Annotated in this window: 17 protein-coding genes; 6 read left to right on the forward strand and 11 right to left on the reverse strand. The window is 57.7% G+C overall.

Features of this window, described 5'->3' with window-relative positions:
* Nucleotides 1-32 precede the first annotated feature (32 nt).
* Together QE435_RS21270 and QE435_RS21275 are read right to left on the reverse strand one after the other, a co-directional pair.
* A complete protein-coding gene (locus QE435_RS21270) occupies nt 33-317 on the reverse strand; it encodes a hypothetical protein (protein WP_349042579.1) in 285 nt (94 codons plus the stop codon).
* A gap of 73 nt (nt 318-390) precedes the next feature.
* Nucleotides 391-930 carry a single-stranded DNA-binding protein gene (locus QE435_RS21275; RefSeq protein ID WP_349042580.1) on the reverse strand — a complete coding sequence of 180 codons (540 nt, stop codon included), beginning with the start codon at nt 928-930 and terminating at the stop codon, nt 391-393.
* A 322-nt stretch (nt 931-1,252) separates the two neighbouring features.
* Between QE435_RS21275 and uvrA the strand changes: the two genes are divergently transcribed.
* Both uvrA and QE435_RS21285 read left to right on the forward strand, forming a co-directional pair.
* Entirely contained in the window at nt 1,253-4,174 is a 2,922-nt protein-coding gene (gene uvrA, locus QE435_RS21280; RefSeq protein ID WP_306932987.1) for an excinuclease ABC subunit UvrA, read from the forward strand.
* 43 nt (nt 4,175-4,217) lie between these two features.
* Entirely contained in the window at nt 4,218-5,018 is an 801-nt protein-coding gene (locus QE435_RS21285; RefSeq protein WP_349042581.1) for a DUF72 domain-containing protein, read from the forward strand.
* 12 nt (nt 5,019-5,030) lie between these two features.
* Here the strand turns inward: QE435_RS21285 and dusA are convergent, their stop codons facing one another.
* Nucleotides 5,031-6,059 carry a tRNA dihydrouridine(20/20a) synthase DusA gene (gene dusA, locus QE435_RS21290; RefSeq protein ID WP_349042926.1) on the reverse strand — a complete coding sequence of 343 codons (1,029 nt, stop codon included), beginning with the start codon at nt 6,057-6,059 and terminating at the stop codon, nt 5,031-5,033.
* Between the two features lie 2 nt (nt 6,060-6,061).
* A complete protein-coding gene (locus QE435_RS21295; protein WP_349042582.1) occupies nt 6,062-6,403 on the reverse strand; it encodes a hypothetical protein in 342 nt (113 codons plus the stop codon).
* 101 nt (nt 6,404-6,504) lie between these two features.
* Between QE435_RS21295 and QE435_RS21300 the strand changes: the two genes are divergently transcribed.
* Together QE435_RS21300 and QE435_RS21305 are read left to right on the forward strand one after the other, a co-directional pair.
* A complete protein-coding gene (locus QE435_RS21300) occupies nt 6,505-7,194 on the forward strand; it encodes a fumarylacetoacetate hydrolase family protein (protein WP_306932991.1) in 690 nt (229 codons plus the stop codon).
* A gap of 29 nt (nt 7,195-7,223) precedes the next feature.
* Nucleotides 7,224-7,751 carry a gamma carbonic anhydrase family protein gene (locus QE435_RS21305; protein ID WP_349042583.1) on the forward strand — a complete coding sequence of 176 codons (528 nt, stop codon included), beginning with the start codon at nt 7,224-7,226 and terminating at the stop codon, nt 7,749-7,751.
* 38 nt (nt 7,752-7,789) lie between these two features.
* Here the strand turns inward: QE435_RS21305 and QE435_RS21310 are convergent, their stop codons facing one another.
* The 5 genes from QE435_RS21310 to znuC all read right to left on the reverse strand — a co-directional run bounded on the left by QE435_RS21310 (nt 7,790) and on the right by znuC (nt 10,649).
* Nucleotides 7,790-8,086 carry a type II toxin-antitoxin system RelE/ParE family toxin gene (locus tag QE435_RS21310; protein ID WP_349042584.1) on the reverse strand — a complete coding sequence of 99 codons (297 nt, stop codon included), beginning with the start codon at nt 8,084-8,086 and terminating at the stop codon, nt 7,790-7,792.
* Nucleotides 8,087-8,088: 2 nt separating this feature from the next.
* Entirely contained in the window at nt 8,089-8,343 is a 255-nt protein-coding gene (locus QE435_RS21315) for a type II toxin-antitoxin system ParD family antitoxin (protein WP_309771116.1), read from the reverse strand.
* Between the two features lie 137 nt (nt 8,344-8,480).
* Nucleotides 8,481-8,897, reverse strand: a complete 417-nt coding sequence (gene zur, locus QE435_RS21320; protein WP_309771117.1) for a zinc uptake transcriptional repressor Zur — start codon at nt 8,895-8,897, stop codon at nt 8,481-8,483.
* Complete coding sequence (gene znuB, locus QE435_RS21325) at nt 8,897-9,712, reverse strand: zinc ABC transporter permease subunit ZnuB (RefSeq protein ID WP_349042585.1); 816 nt, start codon at nt 9,710-9,712, stop codon at nt 8,897-8,899. The genes zur and znuB overlap by 1 nt, the downstream gene beginning before the upstream one ends.
* Nucleotides 9,705-10,649 carry a zinc ABC transporter ATP-binding protein ZnuC gene (gene znuC, locus QE435_RS21330; protein ID WP_349042586.1) on the reverse strand — a complete coding sequence of 315 codons (945 nt, stop codon included), beginning with the start codon at nt 10,647-10,649 and terminating at the stop codon, nt 9,705-9,707. The genes znuB and znuC overlap by 8 nt, the downstream gene beginning before the upstream one ends.
* A 104-nt stretch (nt 10,650-10,753) precedes the next feature.
* On the opposite strand from znuC, the gene QE435_RS21335 reads away from it, so the two are divergent.
* Together QE435_RS21335 and zigA are read left to right on the forward strand one after the other, a co-directional pair.
* Complete coding sequence (locus QE435_RS21335) at nt 10,754-11,830, forward strand: zinc ABC transporter substrate-binding protein (RefSeq protein ID WP_349042587.1); 1,077 nt, start codon at nt 10,754-10,756, stop codon at nt 11,828-11,830.
* 79 nt (nt 11,831-11,909) lie between these two features.
* Nucleotides 11,910-13,115 (forward strand): zinc metallochaperone GTPase ZigA, encoded by a 1,206-nt coding sequence (gene zigA / locus QE435_RS21340; RefSeq protein WP_349042588.1) that lies wholly within the window; start codon nt 11,910-11,912, stop codon nt 13,113-13,115.
* Between the two features lie 53 nt (nt 13,116-13,168).
* Here the strand turns inward: zigA and QE435_RS21345 are convergent, their stop codons facing one another.
* Together QE435_RS21345 and mgrA are read right to left on the reverse strand one after the other, a co-directional pair.
* Nucleotides 13,169-13,498, reverse strand: coding sequence for an RcnB family protein (locus tag QE435_RS21345; protein WP_349042589.1), 330 nt, complete (start codon nt 13,496-13,498; stop codon nt 13,169-13,171).
* Between the two features lie 190 nt (nt 13,499-13,688).
* Entirely contained in the window at nt 13,689-14,723 is a 1,035-nt protein-coding gene (gene mgrA, locus QE435_RS21350) for an L-glyceraldehyde 3-phosphate reductase (RefSeq protein ID WP_349042590.1), read from the reverse strand.
* Nucleotides 14,724-14,756: the final 33 nt, after the last annotated feature.

Raw genomic sequence — 14,756 nt, forward strand, 5'->3', positions numbered from 1 at the left:
AGCGCGCACGGAATTTACAGGAAAGAACACGCTCACCGCTTCGCCTTCAGCAACCGGTTCGAGATCGTGCCTCCGAGATGTTTGTTGAAGACGACGAAGGAGGCGATAATGGAGGCGAAGAAGACGATGGCCGACAGGCCGTTCAACTCGAAGCCGCTTTCCGTGCGACCGCCAAGGATAGACGCGACGAGGGAACCCAGCATCCAGAATGCCGTAAAAGCCGGATGATCCGCCATGCAGGTTGCGGCGATGGTGATGTCTGGTCTGGTCTGCCTTCCACCTCTCCCCCAATGGCCTAAAGAAAGAAGGGGCAGCATAACCGCCACCCCTTCATGTCGTCCTATCAGTCGGCATAAGAGCGCAAAACAACGCGTGCCTCAACCGCCGTCATCAAAACGGGATATCGTCATCCAAATCGTTGGAGAAGTTGCCTCCAGACGACTGACCGCCACGCGATGCACCGCCACGCGAAGGCTGCTGGTCGTAACCGCCGCTGCTGCCGCCACCATAGGAGCCGCCGCCGGCATAATCGCCACCGCCGCCGAAATCTCCGCCACGGCCACCACCGCCACCTTCGCCGCGACCGTCAAGCATGGTCAATGTCGAGTTGAAGCCCTGGAGGACGATTTCCGTCGAGTAACGGTCATTGCCGTTCTGGTCCTGCCACTTGCGCGTCTGCAGTGCGCCTTCGATGTAGAGTTTGGCGCCCTTCTTGACGTATTGCTCAACGACTTTGCAAAGGCCTTCGTTAAAGACGACGACAGTGTGCCATTCGGTCTTTTCCTTGCGCTCGCCGGAATTACGGTCACGCCAGCTTTCGGAGGTCGCGATGCGCAGATTGGCGATCGGACGGCCATCCTGCGTGCGGCGAATTTCTGGATCTGCGCCGACATTTCCGACCAGAATAACCTTGTTTACGCTGCCAGCCATATTTATCTTCCTGTCTGCCGAACGTCATGAACGGCATTTTTCCTGTTCAAAAGTCCCGCGCACCATAGACCATCCCTCGCCGCGATGGGCAGCGAATGGAACGACAATCCACAAGGAATGTTCTTGCCAACGGACACGGTTGCAATATGTTCCTTTTTTGTTCTATTAAGGCGTGGTGAGTGAGTCAAGCAGATCCAGAAGCATTCCCAGGCGAGAACGCGCCGGGCAAGACCATACCGGAACGTCAATCGCCTCGACACGCCGTTCCAGATGATGACATAAGAACCGATCCGTCCAAACACCTGAAATCCAGAGCCTTGCCATGAGTGAATTGAAGACGATTTCCATCCGCGGCGCGCGCGAGCATAACCTCAAGGGCATCGACCTTGATCTGCCGCGCAATAAGCTGATCGTCATGACGGGCCTGTCCGGTTCCGGCAAGTCGTCGCTGGCTTTCGACACCATCTATGCCGAGGGACAGCGGCGCTATGTGGAGAGCCTTTCGGCCTATGCGCGCCAGTTTCTGGAAATGATGCAGAAGCCGGATGTGGACCAGATCGAAGGTCTGTCGCCGGCGATTTCCATCGAGCAAAAAACGACCTCGCGCAACCCGCGCTCGACGGTCGGTACGGTGACGGAAATCTACGACTATATGCGCCTTCTCTTCGCTCGCGTCGGCGTTCCCTATTCGCCCGTGACCGGTCTGCCGATCGAGAGCCAGACGGTGAGCCAGATGGTGGACCGCATCCTCGCCTTCGAGGAGGGCACGCGTCTCTATATTCTTGCGCCCATCGTGCGTGGCCGTAAGGGCGAGTACAAAAAAGAACTCGCTGAGCTGATGAAGAAGGGCTTCCAGCGCGTCAAGGTAGACGGTCAGTTCTACGAGATTGCCGACGTTCCTGCCCTCGACAAGAAATACAAGCACGATATCGATGTGGTGGTGGATCGCGCCGTGGTGCGACCGGATATGGCTGCGCGACTGGCAGACAGCCTTGAGACCTGCCTGAAACTGGCAGACGGCCTGGCTGTGGCGGAATTTGCTGACAAGCCGTTGCCTGCGGAAGAAACATCCGCTGGCGGTTCCGCCAACAAGTCTCTGAACGAGACACATGAACGCGTGCTATTTTCCGAAAAATTTGCCTGCCCCGTTTCCGGCTTTACCATTCCGGAAATCGAGCCGCGCCTTTTCTCCTTCAACAATCCCTTCGGCGCCTGCCCGACCTGCGACGGCCTTGGCTCGCAGCAGAAGGTGGATGAGGCGCTGATCGTGCCGGAGCCTGCCCGCACCTTAAAGGATGGCGCTATTGCGCCGTGGGCCAAGTCTTCATCGCCTTATTACAACCAGACGCTGGAAGCACTCGGCAAAGCCTTTGGCTTCAAGCTTTCGAGCCGCTGGAGCGACCTGACGGATGCCGCCAAAAAAGCGATCCTGAAAGGCACCGACGAGAAGATCGAGTTCCAGTATCAGGACGGTGCGCGCTCCTACAAAACAGTGAAGAATTTCGAAGGCATCGTTCCCAATCTCGAACGCCGCTGGAAGGAAACCGATAGCGCCTGGGCACGCGAAGAAATCGAGCGTTATATGTCGGCAGCCCCCTGCCCGGCCTGCGCCGGTTATCGCCTGAAACCCGAAGCGCTCGCCGTCAAGATCAACAAGCTGCATATCGGCGAAGTCACAGAAATGTCGATCAAGGTCGCGCGTGACTGGTTCGAAGGCCTGCCGGAAAAGCTGAACGCCAAGCAGAACGAAATCGCCGTTCGGATCTTGAAAGAAATCCGCGAGCGCCTGCGCTTCCTCAATGATGTCGGGCTCGATTATCTCAGCCTGTCGCGAAATTCCGGCACGCTGTCTGGCGGTGAGAGCCAGCGTATTAGGCTTGCATCGCAGATCGGCTCCGGCCTGACCGGCGTTCTTTACGTTCTGGACGAACCCTCCATCGGCCTGCACCAGCGCGATAATGCTCGTCTCTTGGAAACACTCAAGCATCTTCGCGATATCGGCAATACCGTCATCGTTGTCGAACATGATGAGGATGCCATTCTGACGGCTGACTACGTGGTCGACATCGGCCCCGCTGCCGGCATCCATGGCGGCCAGGTCATTGCCGAGGGTACGCCGCAGGAGGTGATGGCCAACCCGAACTCGCTGACGGGCAAGTATCTCTCCGGCGAAATGGGCGTCCCCGTTCCTGCCGAACGTCGCAAACCGAAGAAGGGCAAGGAGATCAAGGTCGTTGGCGCGCGCGGCAACAATCTGAAGAACGTCACGGCCTCCATACCGCTCGGCGTCTTCACAGCGGTTACCGGCGTATCGGGTGGCGGCAAGTCCACATTCCTGATCGAAACGCTCTACAAGTCCGCCGCACGCCGTGTCATGGGCGCGCGCGAAATTCCGGCCGAACACGACCGTATCGACGGCTTCGAGTTCATCGACAAGGTCATCGATATCGACCAGTCGCCGATCGGTCGCACGCCACGCTCCAACCCGGCCACCTATACGGGCGCCTTTACGCCGATCCGTGACTGGTTCGCCGGTCTGCCAGAGGCGAAAGCCCGTGGCTACGCGCCGGGCCGCTTCTCCTTCAACGTCAAGGGCGGGCGTTGCGAAGCGTGCCAGGGCGATGGCGTCATCAAGATCGAGATGCACTTCCTGCCGGACGTTTACGTCACCTGCGATGTCTGCCACGGCAAGCGCTACAACCGCGAAACACTGGACGTGACCTTCAAGGGCAAATCGATTGCCGATGTGCTGGACATGACAGTGGAGGAAGGCGTCGAGTTCTTCGCCGCCGTTCCTGCCGTGCGTGACAAGCTGCAATCGCTCTTCGATGTCGGTCTCGGCTATATCAAGGTCGGTCAGCAGGCCAACACCTTGTCAGGCGGTGAAGCCCAACGCGTCAAGCTCGCCAAGGAGCTGTCCAAGCGCTCCACCGGTAGAACGCTCTATATTCTCGACGAGCCGACGACCGGCCTGCACTTCCACGACGTGAAGAAGCTGCTGGAAATGCTGCATGAACTGGTCAATCAGGGTAACTCTGTCGTCGTGATCGAGCACAATCTCGAGGTGATCAAGACGGCTGACTACATCATCGACATCGGGCCTGAAGGCGGCACCGGCGGTGGTGAGGTCGTGGCTGCCGGCACGCCGGAACAGATCGTCAAAGAGAAGCGCTCCTACACCGGCCAATTCTTGAAAGAGTTGCTGGAGCGCCATCCGGAAAAAAATATACAGGCGGCGGAGTGATCCGCCCCTCGCATAACAACTGCGCTTTGATGGGGAGAGACGGATGAGCAAGTCGGGAACGATCCGCGCTGGTATTGGCGGCTGGACCTTCGACCCTTGGGAAGGCACGTTCTATCCCGAGAAGCTGACCAAGAAACGCCAGCTGGAATATGCGAGCTCCAAATTGAAGGCGATCGAGGTGAACGGCACCTATTACGGCAGCCAGAAACCCGCGACCTTCGCCAAATGGGCATCCGAAGTGCCGGAGGGTTTCATTTTCTCGCTAAAGGCCAGCCGTTTCGTCACCAACCGAAAGGTTCTGGCCGAAGCCCAGGAATCGATGACGAAGTTCCTCACTCAAGGGCTAACCGAACTTGGCGATCATCTCGGCCCGATCCTCTGGCAATTTGCGCCGACGAAAAAATTCGAGCCGGATGACTTCGCCGCCTTCCTGGCCTTGTTGCCGGAAAAGCAGGACGGGTTGAAATTGCAACATGTTGTTGAGGTGCGCAACGACAGCTTCCAGGTACCGGAATTCATCGAGTTGCTGGCCAAACACAATGTCGCTATCGTCTGCGCCGATCATCACGATTATCCGATGCTGCCGGATGTGACGGCCGACTTCGTCTATTGCCGCCTGCAAAAGGGTGAGGACGATATCGAGACCTGCTATCCCGAGAAGGATGTGAAGGCGTGGAGCGAGCGCCTCAAGACCTATGCGGCTGGTGGCGCGCCCGACGACCTCCCGATGATCGCGCCCGACAGAAAAGCCGAGAAGACGCCGCGCGATGTTTTCGCCTTCTTCATTACCGGTGGTAAGGTCAACGCGCCGAACGGCGCGCAGTTGCTGCAAACCCTCGTCTGACCTCGCTTGAGATTATGCGTCGGCTGCCGCCTGCGCTCGCTCGAAGTCGATCGCGTCGAAGGCAGCAGCAATGACCTCGGAGCCGGCACCCGGCTTTGTCGCATCGCTGGACAGGATTTGCCGGAAACGCCGCGCGCCCGGAAGTCCCTGGAAAAGACCGACCATATGGCGGGTCACGTGGTTCAGGCGGCCGCCCTTGGCAGCATAATCGTCCGCGTAGGCCATCATCGCGTCGCGCAAGACAATCGGGTCGAGATCGCGGGGAGGCTCGCCATAGATCCGATGATCGACATCCGCAAGGATCGAGGTGTTGTGGTAGGCGGCCCGCCCCAGCATTACCCCATCCATATGTTTCAGATGCTCTTCCGCCTGATCCAGATCGGTAATGCCGCCATTGATGCCGATGAAGAGATCAGGAAAATCCTGCTTCATTCGATAAGCGAGCTGATAATCGAGCGGCGGCACTTCGCGATTTTCTTTGGGCGACAGCCCCTGAAGCCAGGCCTTGCGGGCGTGAATCCAGACAGCGTCTGCGCCTGAAGCAACCATGCGCGCGATGAAATCCGGGAGCACGGCTTCCGGCTCCTGATCATCCACACCAATACGGCACTTCACGGTGACCGGCACATTCGCCACGGCCTTCATCGCCTCGACGCAGGCCGCAACGGTTTCAGGCTCGCGCATCAGGCACGCGCCGAATGTACCCGACTGAACACGGTCCGAAGGACAGCCCACATTGAGATTGATCTCGTCATACCCATAGTCGGCGGCAATCCTCACAGCCTCGGCGAGCTTGCCGGGATCCGAACCGCCAAGTTGCAGCGCCACAGGATGTTCTTGAGGATGATACTCAAGGAGCTTGTCACGTTTGCCATGGATGATCGCGTCGGCAACGATCATCTCCGTGTAGAGAAGCGCATGCTGTGAGAGCTGGCGATGCAGGAAACGGCAACGCGTATCCGTCCAGTCGATCATCGGGGCAACGGCGAAGACTTTTCCCCGCGCGTAATGCGACGTGCCATCCGTGCGTCGAGAAATCATCGTCATAGTATCAGCCAATCCCGGATTACCAGCCTATCTTCCCGTGCGACATAACGCGTCGGCACTTTCGAAGAACGGCGTTTTGCGTCCATATAAGGCGAAACGACTGGACGATCCACCCACCTGATCTCAAATCCGCGATGCGTATAGCGGAGCCGCGAACCATAGACAGGATTGGGAAAGCGCGTTGTGACGAAACGGAACAGAAGCTCATGATGGGCGAAAAGACCGACGAAAAGTCTCTCTGCTGAAGCATTGTTGGCGCTGACAGCAACACGAACGCTGATCCGGGTCGTGGTCGGTTGCTGGCGATGATCATAGCCTTCCTCGTTGTCGCGAGCCATGTCGTCTGGCTTCTGTCCTGACGGCGAAGAAACGAGAAAGTTTGCACTGGAAATTGCCTTGAAATTGCGGGACAACACCACTCCTAAAAAGGAGTGCCATCATGCCCGCGACAGTTGTCCCCGCCCCCGAACCCGTTCTGCTGCCCGTCGAAGGCACGACTGAGACCTTCCCCGTGCGACGGGTCTATTGCGTCGGGCGCAACTATGCGGATCACGCGATCGAGATGGGCCATGATCCATCGCGCGAGCCGCCCTTCTTCTTCCAGAAAAACCCGGACAATCTACTGCCCGCGGGTGAGGATTTTCCCTATCCGGACCTTTCGTCCAACGTTCATTACGAAGTCGAGTGTGTCGTGGCGCTGAAGAGCGGTGGCTCGAATATTCCGGTCGAAACCGCGCTCGATCACGTATGGGGTTATGGTGTGGGCATCGACATGACGCGCCGCGACATGCAGGACACGCTGAAGAAAATGGGCCGCTCCTGGGAAGGCGCCAAGGCCTTCGAATTCTCCGCACCCATCTCGCCGCTTGTTCCAGCTTCTAAGATCGGACATCCAGACAAGGGTGCGGTCTGGCTTGATGTGAACGGCACACGCAAGCAATCCGGCGATCTCGATCAGATGATCTGGAAGACGGCGGAAATCATCGCCGAACTGTCGAAGGTTTTCACACTGGCCGCAGGTGATGTGATCATGACCGGCACGCCGGCAGGCGTCGGCCCCATCGTAAAGGGCGACACCATGGAGTGCGGTGTGGATGGTGTCGGTACGCTGACGGTCAAGGTCGTCTAACGCTCGAACAGAAATCGGAGAGCCACCCCATGCCGATCTATCGCCTTGGCGCAAGAGTGCCGAACCTGCCGGCTCCGGGTCGATACTGGATCGCCCCGGATGCCAATGTCATCGGCTCCGTCACACTGGGTGAGGATGTCGGCATCTGGTTCGGCGCCACACTTCGCGGCGATAACGAGCCGATGACGGTCGGCCGCGGTACAAATATCCAGGAAGGTGTGATGGTGCACAGCGATCCGGGTTTCCCCGCCACGATCGGTGAGCACTGCACCATAGGCCACCACGCCATCATTCATGGCTGCACGATCGGCGACAATACCCTGATCGGTATGGGCGCGACGATCCTGAACGGTGCGAAGATCGGAAGAAATTGCCTCGTTGGCGCCAATGCGCTCGTCACGGAGGGTAAAGAGTTCCCGGACAATTCCCTCATCGTCGGCTCCCCTGCTCGCGTTGTTCGCTCGCTGGATGACAAGTCAGCCGAGGGCATCAAAAAATCGGCAGAAAAATATGTGGCCAACTGGAAACGCTTTGCCGAAGAACTGAAGCCTCTTTAGGTGATGGGGTGACCGGTTCTCGGTTCAGCGCCATTGGGTCACTCTCCGGATAGGATGGCAACATAATCCCTGGCGCCGTGCAGAATATGAATGATGGTAACGTGCTCGGTCTCGACACGATAAAAGATGAGATAGTCGCCATGTACCCGCCTACGAAGACCTTGGCGTTCATAGCGAGCGACGAACGGGAATGCATTTGGCATATCGCCAATCGCAAGACAGCTCTGCTCCAGTTCCTCGATAAAAGATAAGGCTCTGACCGGGTTACTCTCAGCGATAAAATCTGCAATCCGGATGAGATCGTCCTTTGCCTCGCTGGTAAGGCGAACCCTCATTCCTATTTGCCCGGCAACGAGTTTATGTGTCGAGACTTGAGTTCATTGAACACATCTTCAGCTGCATGGGTTCTTCCAGCCTCAGCATCAGAGATACCCCTTGAAATCGAAGCGTCGAGTGCTTCCAGTCGTCGCTCTCGCTCCTGCACAAGCCGCACGCCTTCCCGCAGAACTTCACTCTTGGAACCATACCGGCCATTATCAACGAGGTTCTGTATATAGTTTTCCAGCTGCTTTCCGAGATCAGCGCTAATCATTGATCGCTCCTACAAGGCACTGCACGCAAATTAGGACGCTTATCAACTATTATCAATATTGCGACTGAGATTGTGTGCGATCAAAGCGTGTCGAAATCTTTCAGATTCGCTCACCACGCTTGTCTTATGACAATCCTTTAGGCAGCACAGGCCGCACATAGTCCACGGATTTCTATCGTGGTCTTTTCCGCCTTGAACTTTTGTCCCTTCACCCAATCGCCCAGGCGATGGTCGATCTCGTGGTCGTGGAACTCGGTCACCTGGCCACAGGCATTGCAGATGGCAAAGGCCACCGTGCCGTGGTGATGGCTGCAGCAATCCGCGCTGGTATGGGAGCACGCCACGAAAGCGTTCAGGCTTTCAAGCCGGTGGACCAGACCGAATTCGATCAGCTTTTCCAGCGCGCGATAGACCTGCAAGGGCGCACGAAAGCCGCTGTCTCTTAGCTTGTCGAGGATAACGTAGGCACTGAGCGGCGCCTGTGAGCGGGACAGCGCATCGTAGACCAGTGACTGGTTGCGCGTGAGGTTCTTAGCGTTCGTATTCATGTTCATCAGTTCACTCCCTGCTCGGCACTGCGCGACCGTCCCGGCACAGGCAAAAGACTCAAGACGAAAAGCAAGACGGCGGCCACGACAATCGACGGGCCGGACGGCGTGTCATATTGCAGCGATCCCATCAGCCCGCCGATGACGGCGACAGCACCGATCAGCGAGGCCAGCACCGCCATGATTTCCGGGGTCGAGGAGAAGCGTCTGGCCGTTGCTGCCGGAATGATCAGCAAAGACGTGATCAGCATGATGCCGACGATCTTCATGGCGATGGCAATGACAAGCGCCATCAGCAGCATGAAGAGAAGCTTGGACCTTTCAGGTTGCAATCCTTCTGCCTCGGCAAGCTCCGCATTGACCGTTGAGGCCAGAAGCGGTTTCCATAGATAGACGATGGCCAGCAACACAAGGATGCCTCCGCCCCAGACCATCTGAATATCGGTGACGGAGACGGCAAGAATATCACCGAAGAGAAACGCGACGAGATCGATCCGCACCCACGTCATGAAGGCGACGATGACGAGACCGAAAGCAAGTGCGGAATGCGACAAAATGCCGAGCAGCGCGTCGGCCGAAAGGGCCTGGCGGCGCTGCAGCAAGAGCAAAAGCAAAGACACCGCTGCGGCGACGAGAAAAACGCTGACGATGAGGTTCAGCTGAAGCAGCAGCGAGAGCGCCACACCGAGTAGCGCCGAATGCGCCATGGTGTCGCCGAAATAGGCCATGCGCCGCCAAACCACGAAACAGCCGAGCGGACCGGCGGTCAGCGCAACGCCGACACCGGCAAAGATGGCGCGGATGAAGAAGTCGTCAAACATGTTTCACTCCACGCGCATGGGCAGCGTCATCGGACCCGTGATGGTCATGGCCGCAGCCACAAGCGTTGTCCTCATGATCATGATGATCGCCATGGGAATGCGAATGTGCGTGATCATGGTCATCGTGGCCGTGATGATGCCCATCATCCGGGTGGCAATTGTCCGTTACCGAGCCATCGGAATGCATCACGCGTCCATCCGGCAGATGCGTGTGATCATGGTGGTGGCTATAGACTGCCAGCCCCTTGGCAGCCGCGCCACCGAAGAGGCGCATATATTCCGGGCTCTGGCTGACAGCCTGCGGCGTACCTCGGCAGCAGACGTGGCCATTCAGGCAGATGACCGTGTCGGTTTCCGCCATCACCACATGCAGATCGTGGGATATCAGTAGAATGCCGCAGCCCGTGGAATTACGGATGGTTTTGATGAGATCGTAAAGCGCAATCTCGCCGGAAAAATCCACACCTTGCACCGGCTCATCCAGAACGAGCAGGTCGGGCTTGCGGGCGATTGCGCGCGCCAGAAGCGCGCGCTGGAACTCGCCGCCTGAAAGATGTTGAACCTCGGCCTTGGCAAGATGCGCAATGCCGGTGGCATTCAACGCCGCGTCGATCTCTCTTGCGGGTAAGGCACCGGTCAGCGTCATCAGCCTCCAGACGGTCAAAGGCATCGTCCAGTCGACGGAAAGTTTTTGCGGCACATAGCCGACCTTGAGGCCGGCCAGACGCTCGACCTTTCCTTCATCCGGCTTCATGACGCCAATCGCCATCTTGGCACTGGTGGATTTACCCGATCCGTTGGGGCCAATCAGCGTCACGATCTCGCCGCGACGGACAGAAAAGTCCACGCCGCGCACCAGCCAACGCCCGCTGCGTCTTACACCTGCACTGGACAGGGAGACGAGATTTCCGTCGGTTTTGGCCGGAGAATGAAGCATGGGATTTTTCCGATTGCGGCTGTTGCACATGGCTATGGCATACGTTATAGCGTTACGCAACTTATGTAATAACATTACACTTCGATACAAGTGGAGCATGCCCTATGAAGTCACTCGCCGCCCTCCTCCTCGCCTCTGCCGCCATGATCGGCGCATCCAACGCCATGGCGGCACCCAATGTCGTCGTATCGATCAAGCCGATCCACTCCCTGGTGGCGGCCATTATGGAAGGTGTCGCGGAGCCGCAGGTCATCGTCGATGGCGGCGCTTCTCCTCATACCTATAGCCTCAAGCCATCCAATGCCAAGGCGCTGGAGAACGCCGATGTCGTCTTCTGGGTCGGCGACGGGCTGGAAAAGTTTCTCGAAAAGCCGCTGGAATCACTGGCCGGCAAGGCAACCGTCGTTGAACTGGACGATGCGCCAGGCATCGAAAGGCTGAAATTCCGCGAGGGCGGCCCCTTCGAGGCCCATGACCATGGTGACCATGAAGGTCATGACCACGCAGAGGCGGAAGGTCACGACCATGCCCATGAGGGCGAGGATACGCATGACCATGAAGGACATGATCATGAGGGTCATGATCATGCACATGAAGGCGAAAAGGGCCACGACCACGCGCATGAGGGTGAGCACGAACACGCCCATGAAGAGGGTCATGACCATGGCGAGTATGACATGCACCTGTGGCTCGATCCGGCAAACGCCAAAGCCATGGCAACGGAAATCGAAAAGACGCTAATGACCGCCGATCCGGCAAACGCCAAGACCTACCAGGAAAACACCAAGAAGCTGGTCGATAATCTCGACGCGCTGGACAAGGAAATTGCAGCGACCATCGCGCCTATCAAGGACAAGCCCTTTATCGTCTTCCATGATGCTTACCAGTATTTCGAACATCGCTACGGCGTAAAGACAGCCGGGTCGATCACCGTCAGCCCAGAAAACATGCCGGGTGCCGACCGCATCAAGCAGATCCAGGCCAAGGTGAAGGAACTCAACGCAACCTGCGTCTTCGCCGAGCCGCAGTTCGAGCCGAAGCTGGTCAATGTCGCCATCGAAGGCACCAACGCCAAGTCCGGCACGTTGGACCCGGAAGCTGGCACGCTCGAAGCCGGACCGGACCTTTATTTCAAGCTGATGCGTGGCATTGCCAGCTCGCTGAAGAACTGCCTGTCCTGATCGGACCGGCATCGAGGGGCGGCAAGGACCGCCTCTCTTTTTAAACCCAAATGTAACGTTATAACGTATGAGGTGTTTCATGCAAAAGAAGCTGCCCGTGACAGTTCTGTCCGGCTTTCTCGGAGCCGGCAAAACCACCCTCCTCAACCACATCCTCAGCAATCGCGAAGGTCTGCGAGTGGCGGTGATCGTCAACGATATGAGCGAGGTCAATATCGACGCGGCTCTTATCCGTGATGGCGGCGCCAATCTCTCACGCACACAAGAACAACTGGTCGAGATGACCAATGGCTGCATCTGTTGCACGCTGAGAGACGACCTGTTGAACGAGGTCAGGCAACTGGCCGAACAGGGTCGCTTCGATTACCTGCTGATCGAATCCACCGGCATTGCCGAACCCCTGCCCGTGGCAGCCACCTTCGATTTCCGTGACGAGAACGGTCAAAGCCTGTCGGATGTCGCGAAGCTGGATACGATGGTCACTGTGGTGGATTGCGCCAATCTGTTGAAGGATTACGGATCTGCGGATTTCCTGGCGGATCGCGGCGAAACGGCAGGTGACGGCGACGACCGCACACTGGTCGATCTTCTGGTCGAACAGATCGAATTTGCCAATGTCGTGGTTTTGAACAAGGTCTCTGCCGCCAGCCCAGCAGAGCTTGATGCTGCCCGCAAGATCGTCGTCGGCCTCAATCCCGATGCACGTCTTATCGAAGCCGATTTTGGCAAAGTGGAGCTGGCAGCCGTGCTTGGCACCGGGCTGTTCGACTTTGCCAAGGCGGAAACACATCCGCTCTGGTTCAAGGAATTGCACGGTTTTAAGGGCCACATCCCCGAGACGGAAGAATACGGCATCCGCTCCTTCGTCTACCGCGCGAAGCGGCCCTTCGATCCTGCCCGCTTCCATGCCTTCATCAATCGTGACTGGCCGGGCGTGATCCGCGCCAAGGGCTTCTTCTGGCTGGCCACGCGGCCCAACCATGTTGGCGAAATCAGCCAGGCAGGCGCTTTGGTGAAAACCGGCAAGATGGGGCTGTGGTGGTCTTCCGTACCGAAGACACGCTGGCCGGACGATCCGGGCTTCGAGAAGATGCTGGCGCCCTATATGGACAAGGTCTGGGGAGATCGGCGTCAGGAGATCGTCTTCATCGGCGCTGACCCGATGAGCGAGGCGGCTCTACGCCAGGAACTTGACGCCTGTTTGATTGAGGCCGAGCGCTTCACGCCGGAAAACTGGCAGGAGCTGAAAGACCCGTTTCCCGACTGGAACAGAAAGGCTGCCTGATCTGATAAAAGAAAGCGGGCGCTCGATGCGCCCGCTCCCATCTGCTTTACGATTTACCGTGCCGCGGCAAGGCCGATGATCAGGCCGCTGACCGCGTTGATCAGCAGAAACTGGTTGTCGACGCGCACCCAGCGCTCATTGCGACGCGGCTCTCGGAGGTGGTAGCGGCGATACTCGCGACGATCGACAAAGTGACGTCGCTCAGCGGGCGTCAAACGCTGACCGCGATCCCAGCGATGCTTCTTGATGATCACCTTCTTTGTGGTGACCGTCCGTTCGTGGACACCTCGGCGATCATGCCCGTAATCATGGCGACCCTGCGCCTGAGCCATCGGCGCTGCGAGAGTTGTCGCAGCCAGAAAAACGGTGACGAGCTTTTTCATGGGTGTTTCCTTTCCTGTTGTGATGGGGTGACCCTATCGCGCCGAGTATGAACGGAAACTGAAGTAGCAAATTACAATATGGTAACATTGACGATGGCTTAGAGGATGAACTTAAAGTTCGTGATCCCTAATATTATCAGCGAGTCGTCAGTGGCCGCTCGGGCTGAGACGCCCGAGCGGTAACCTCCCCTCACTTTTTCAGTTCGGCAGATTTGGTCCAGAGGTTGATGTCGGCATCGCGTGCATAGCGGTCGATTTCGGCCAATTCGTCTGCGGTGAAGTCCGGCTTTTCCAGTGCCTTCACGCAATCCTCCACCTGCTCTGGCCGGCTTGCGCCAATCAGTGCAGACGTAATCCGGCCGCCTCGCAGCACCCAGGCAATGGCCATTTGCGCCAGCGTCTGTCCGCGTCGTTCGGCAATCGCGTTGAGCCCACGAATATTCTCGATGTTGCGCTCATTGAGGAAGGCAGGATTGAGCGACTTGTTCTGGCTGGCGCGGCTCGTATCCGGAACGCCGTTCAGATACTTTGTGGTCAGCATACCCTGTGCGAGCGGAGAGAAAACGATGGAGCCGATGCCGAGTTCTTCCAGCGTATCGACAAGACCGTCCTCTTCGATCCAGCGGTTGATCATCGAATAGCTCGGCTGATGAATGATGCAGGGCGTACCAAGATCCTTGAGGATCGCCGCAGCCTCGCGGGTGCGCTGGGAGTTGTAGGACGAGATACCGACATAAAGCGCTCTGCCCGAACGCACGATATGATCGAGCGCACCACAGGTCTCTTCCAGAGGCGTATCCGGATCGAAGCGGTGTGAGTAGAAGATATCCACGTAATCCAGACCCATGCGCTTCAGGCTCTGGTCGCAGGACGAAATCAGATATTTACGGCTGCCCCACTCGCCATAGGGACCGGGCCACATATTGTAACCCGCCTTGGAAGAGATGATCAGCTCATCGCGATAACCGGCAAAATCGGTCTTCAGGATTTCGCCGAAGGCGCTTTCGGCACTGCCTGGAGGCGGGCCGTAATTGTTGGCTAGATCGAAATGAGTGATCCCGAGATCGAAGGCCTTGCGGCAAATCTCCTGTTTCGTCTTATGGGAGAAGTCGTTGCCGAAATTGTGCCAGAGGCCAAGCGATATGGCCGGAAGCTTGAGGCCCGTGCGGCCGCAGTGATTGTACTTCATGGATGCGTAGCGGTTTTCAGCCGGTTGCCAGGCCATGGATTTCCTCCCTTGTGTGGAATCGCTGATCCG

Source organism: Agrobacterium sp. SORGH_AS 787 (assembly GCF_030819035.1).
GTDB lineage: Bacteria > Pseudomonadota > Alphaproteobacteria > Rhizobiales > Rhizobiaceae > Agrobacterium > Agrobacterium larrymoorei_B.

Bases quoted from the DNA above. Each gene is read 5' to 3' on its own strand.
- QE435_RS21270 (WP_349042579.1), bottom strand. From the start codon at position 317: ATGCTGCCCCTTCTTTCTTTAGGCCATTGGGGGAGAGGTGGAAGGCAG.
- QE435_RS21275 (WP_349042580.1), bottom strand. From the start codon at position 930: ATGGCTGGCAGCGTAAACAAGGTTATTCTGGTCGGAAATGTCGGCGCA.
- uvrA (WP_306932987.1), top strand. From the start codon at position 1,253: ATGAGTGAATTGAAGACGATTTCCATCCGCGGCGCGCGCGAGCATAAC.
- QE435_RS21285 (WP_349042581.1), top strand. From the start codon at position 4,218: ATGAGCAAGTCGGGAACGATCCGCGCTGGTATTGGCGGCTGGACCTTC.
- dusA (WP_349042926.1), bottom strand. From the start codon at position 6,059: ATGATTTCTCGACGCACGGATGGCACGTCGCATTACGCGCGGGGAAAA.
- QE435_RS21295 (WP_349042582.1), bottom strand. From the start codon at position 6,403: ATGGCTCGCGACAACGAGGAAGGCTATGATCATCGCCAGCAACCGACC.
- QE435_RS21300 (WP_306932991.1), top strand. From the start codon at position 6,505: ATGCCCGCGACAGTTGTCCCCGCCCCCGAACCCGTTCTGCTGCCCGTC.
- QE435_RS21305 (WP_349042583.1), top strand. From the start codon at position 7,224: ATGCCGATCTATCGCCTTGGCGCAAGAGTGCCGAACCTGCCGGCTCCG.
- QE435_RS21310 (WP_349042584.1), bottom strand. From the start codon at position 8,086: ATGAGGGTTCGCCTTACCAGCGAGGCAAAGGACGATCTCATCCGGATT.
- QE435_RS21315 (WP_309771116.1), bottom strand. From the start codon at position 8,343: ATGATTAGCGCTGATCTCGGAAAGCAGCTGGAAAACTATATACAGAAC.
- zur (WP_309771117.1), bottom strand. From the start codon at position 8,897: ATGAACATGAATACGAACGCTAAGAACCTCACGCGCAACCAGTCACTG.
- znuB (WP_349042585.1), bottom strand. From the start codon at position 9,712: ATGTTTGACGACTTCTTCATCCGCGCCATCTTTGCCGGTGTCGGCGTT.
- znuC (WP_349042586.1), bottom strand. From the start codon at position 10,649: ATGCTTCATTCTCCGGCCAAAACCGACGGAAATCTCGTCTCCCTGTCC.
- QE435_RS21335 (WP_349042587.1), top strand. From the start codon at position 10,754: ATGAAGTCACTCGCCGCCCTCCTCCTCGCCTCTGCCGCCATGATCGGC.
- zigA (WP_349042588.1), top strand. From the start codon at position 11,910: ATGCAAAAGAAGCTGCCCGTGACAGTTCTGTCCGGCTTTCTCGGAGCC.
- QE435_RS21345 (WP_349042589.1), bottom strand. From the start codon at position 13,498: ATGAAAAAGCTCGTCACCGTTTTTCTGGCTGCGACAACTCTCGCAGCG.
- mgrA (WP_349042590.1), bottom strand. From the start codon at position 14,723: ATGGCCTGGCAACCGGCTGAAAACCGCTACGCATCCATGAAGTACAAT.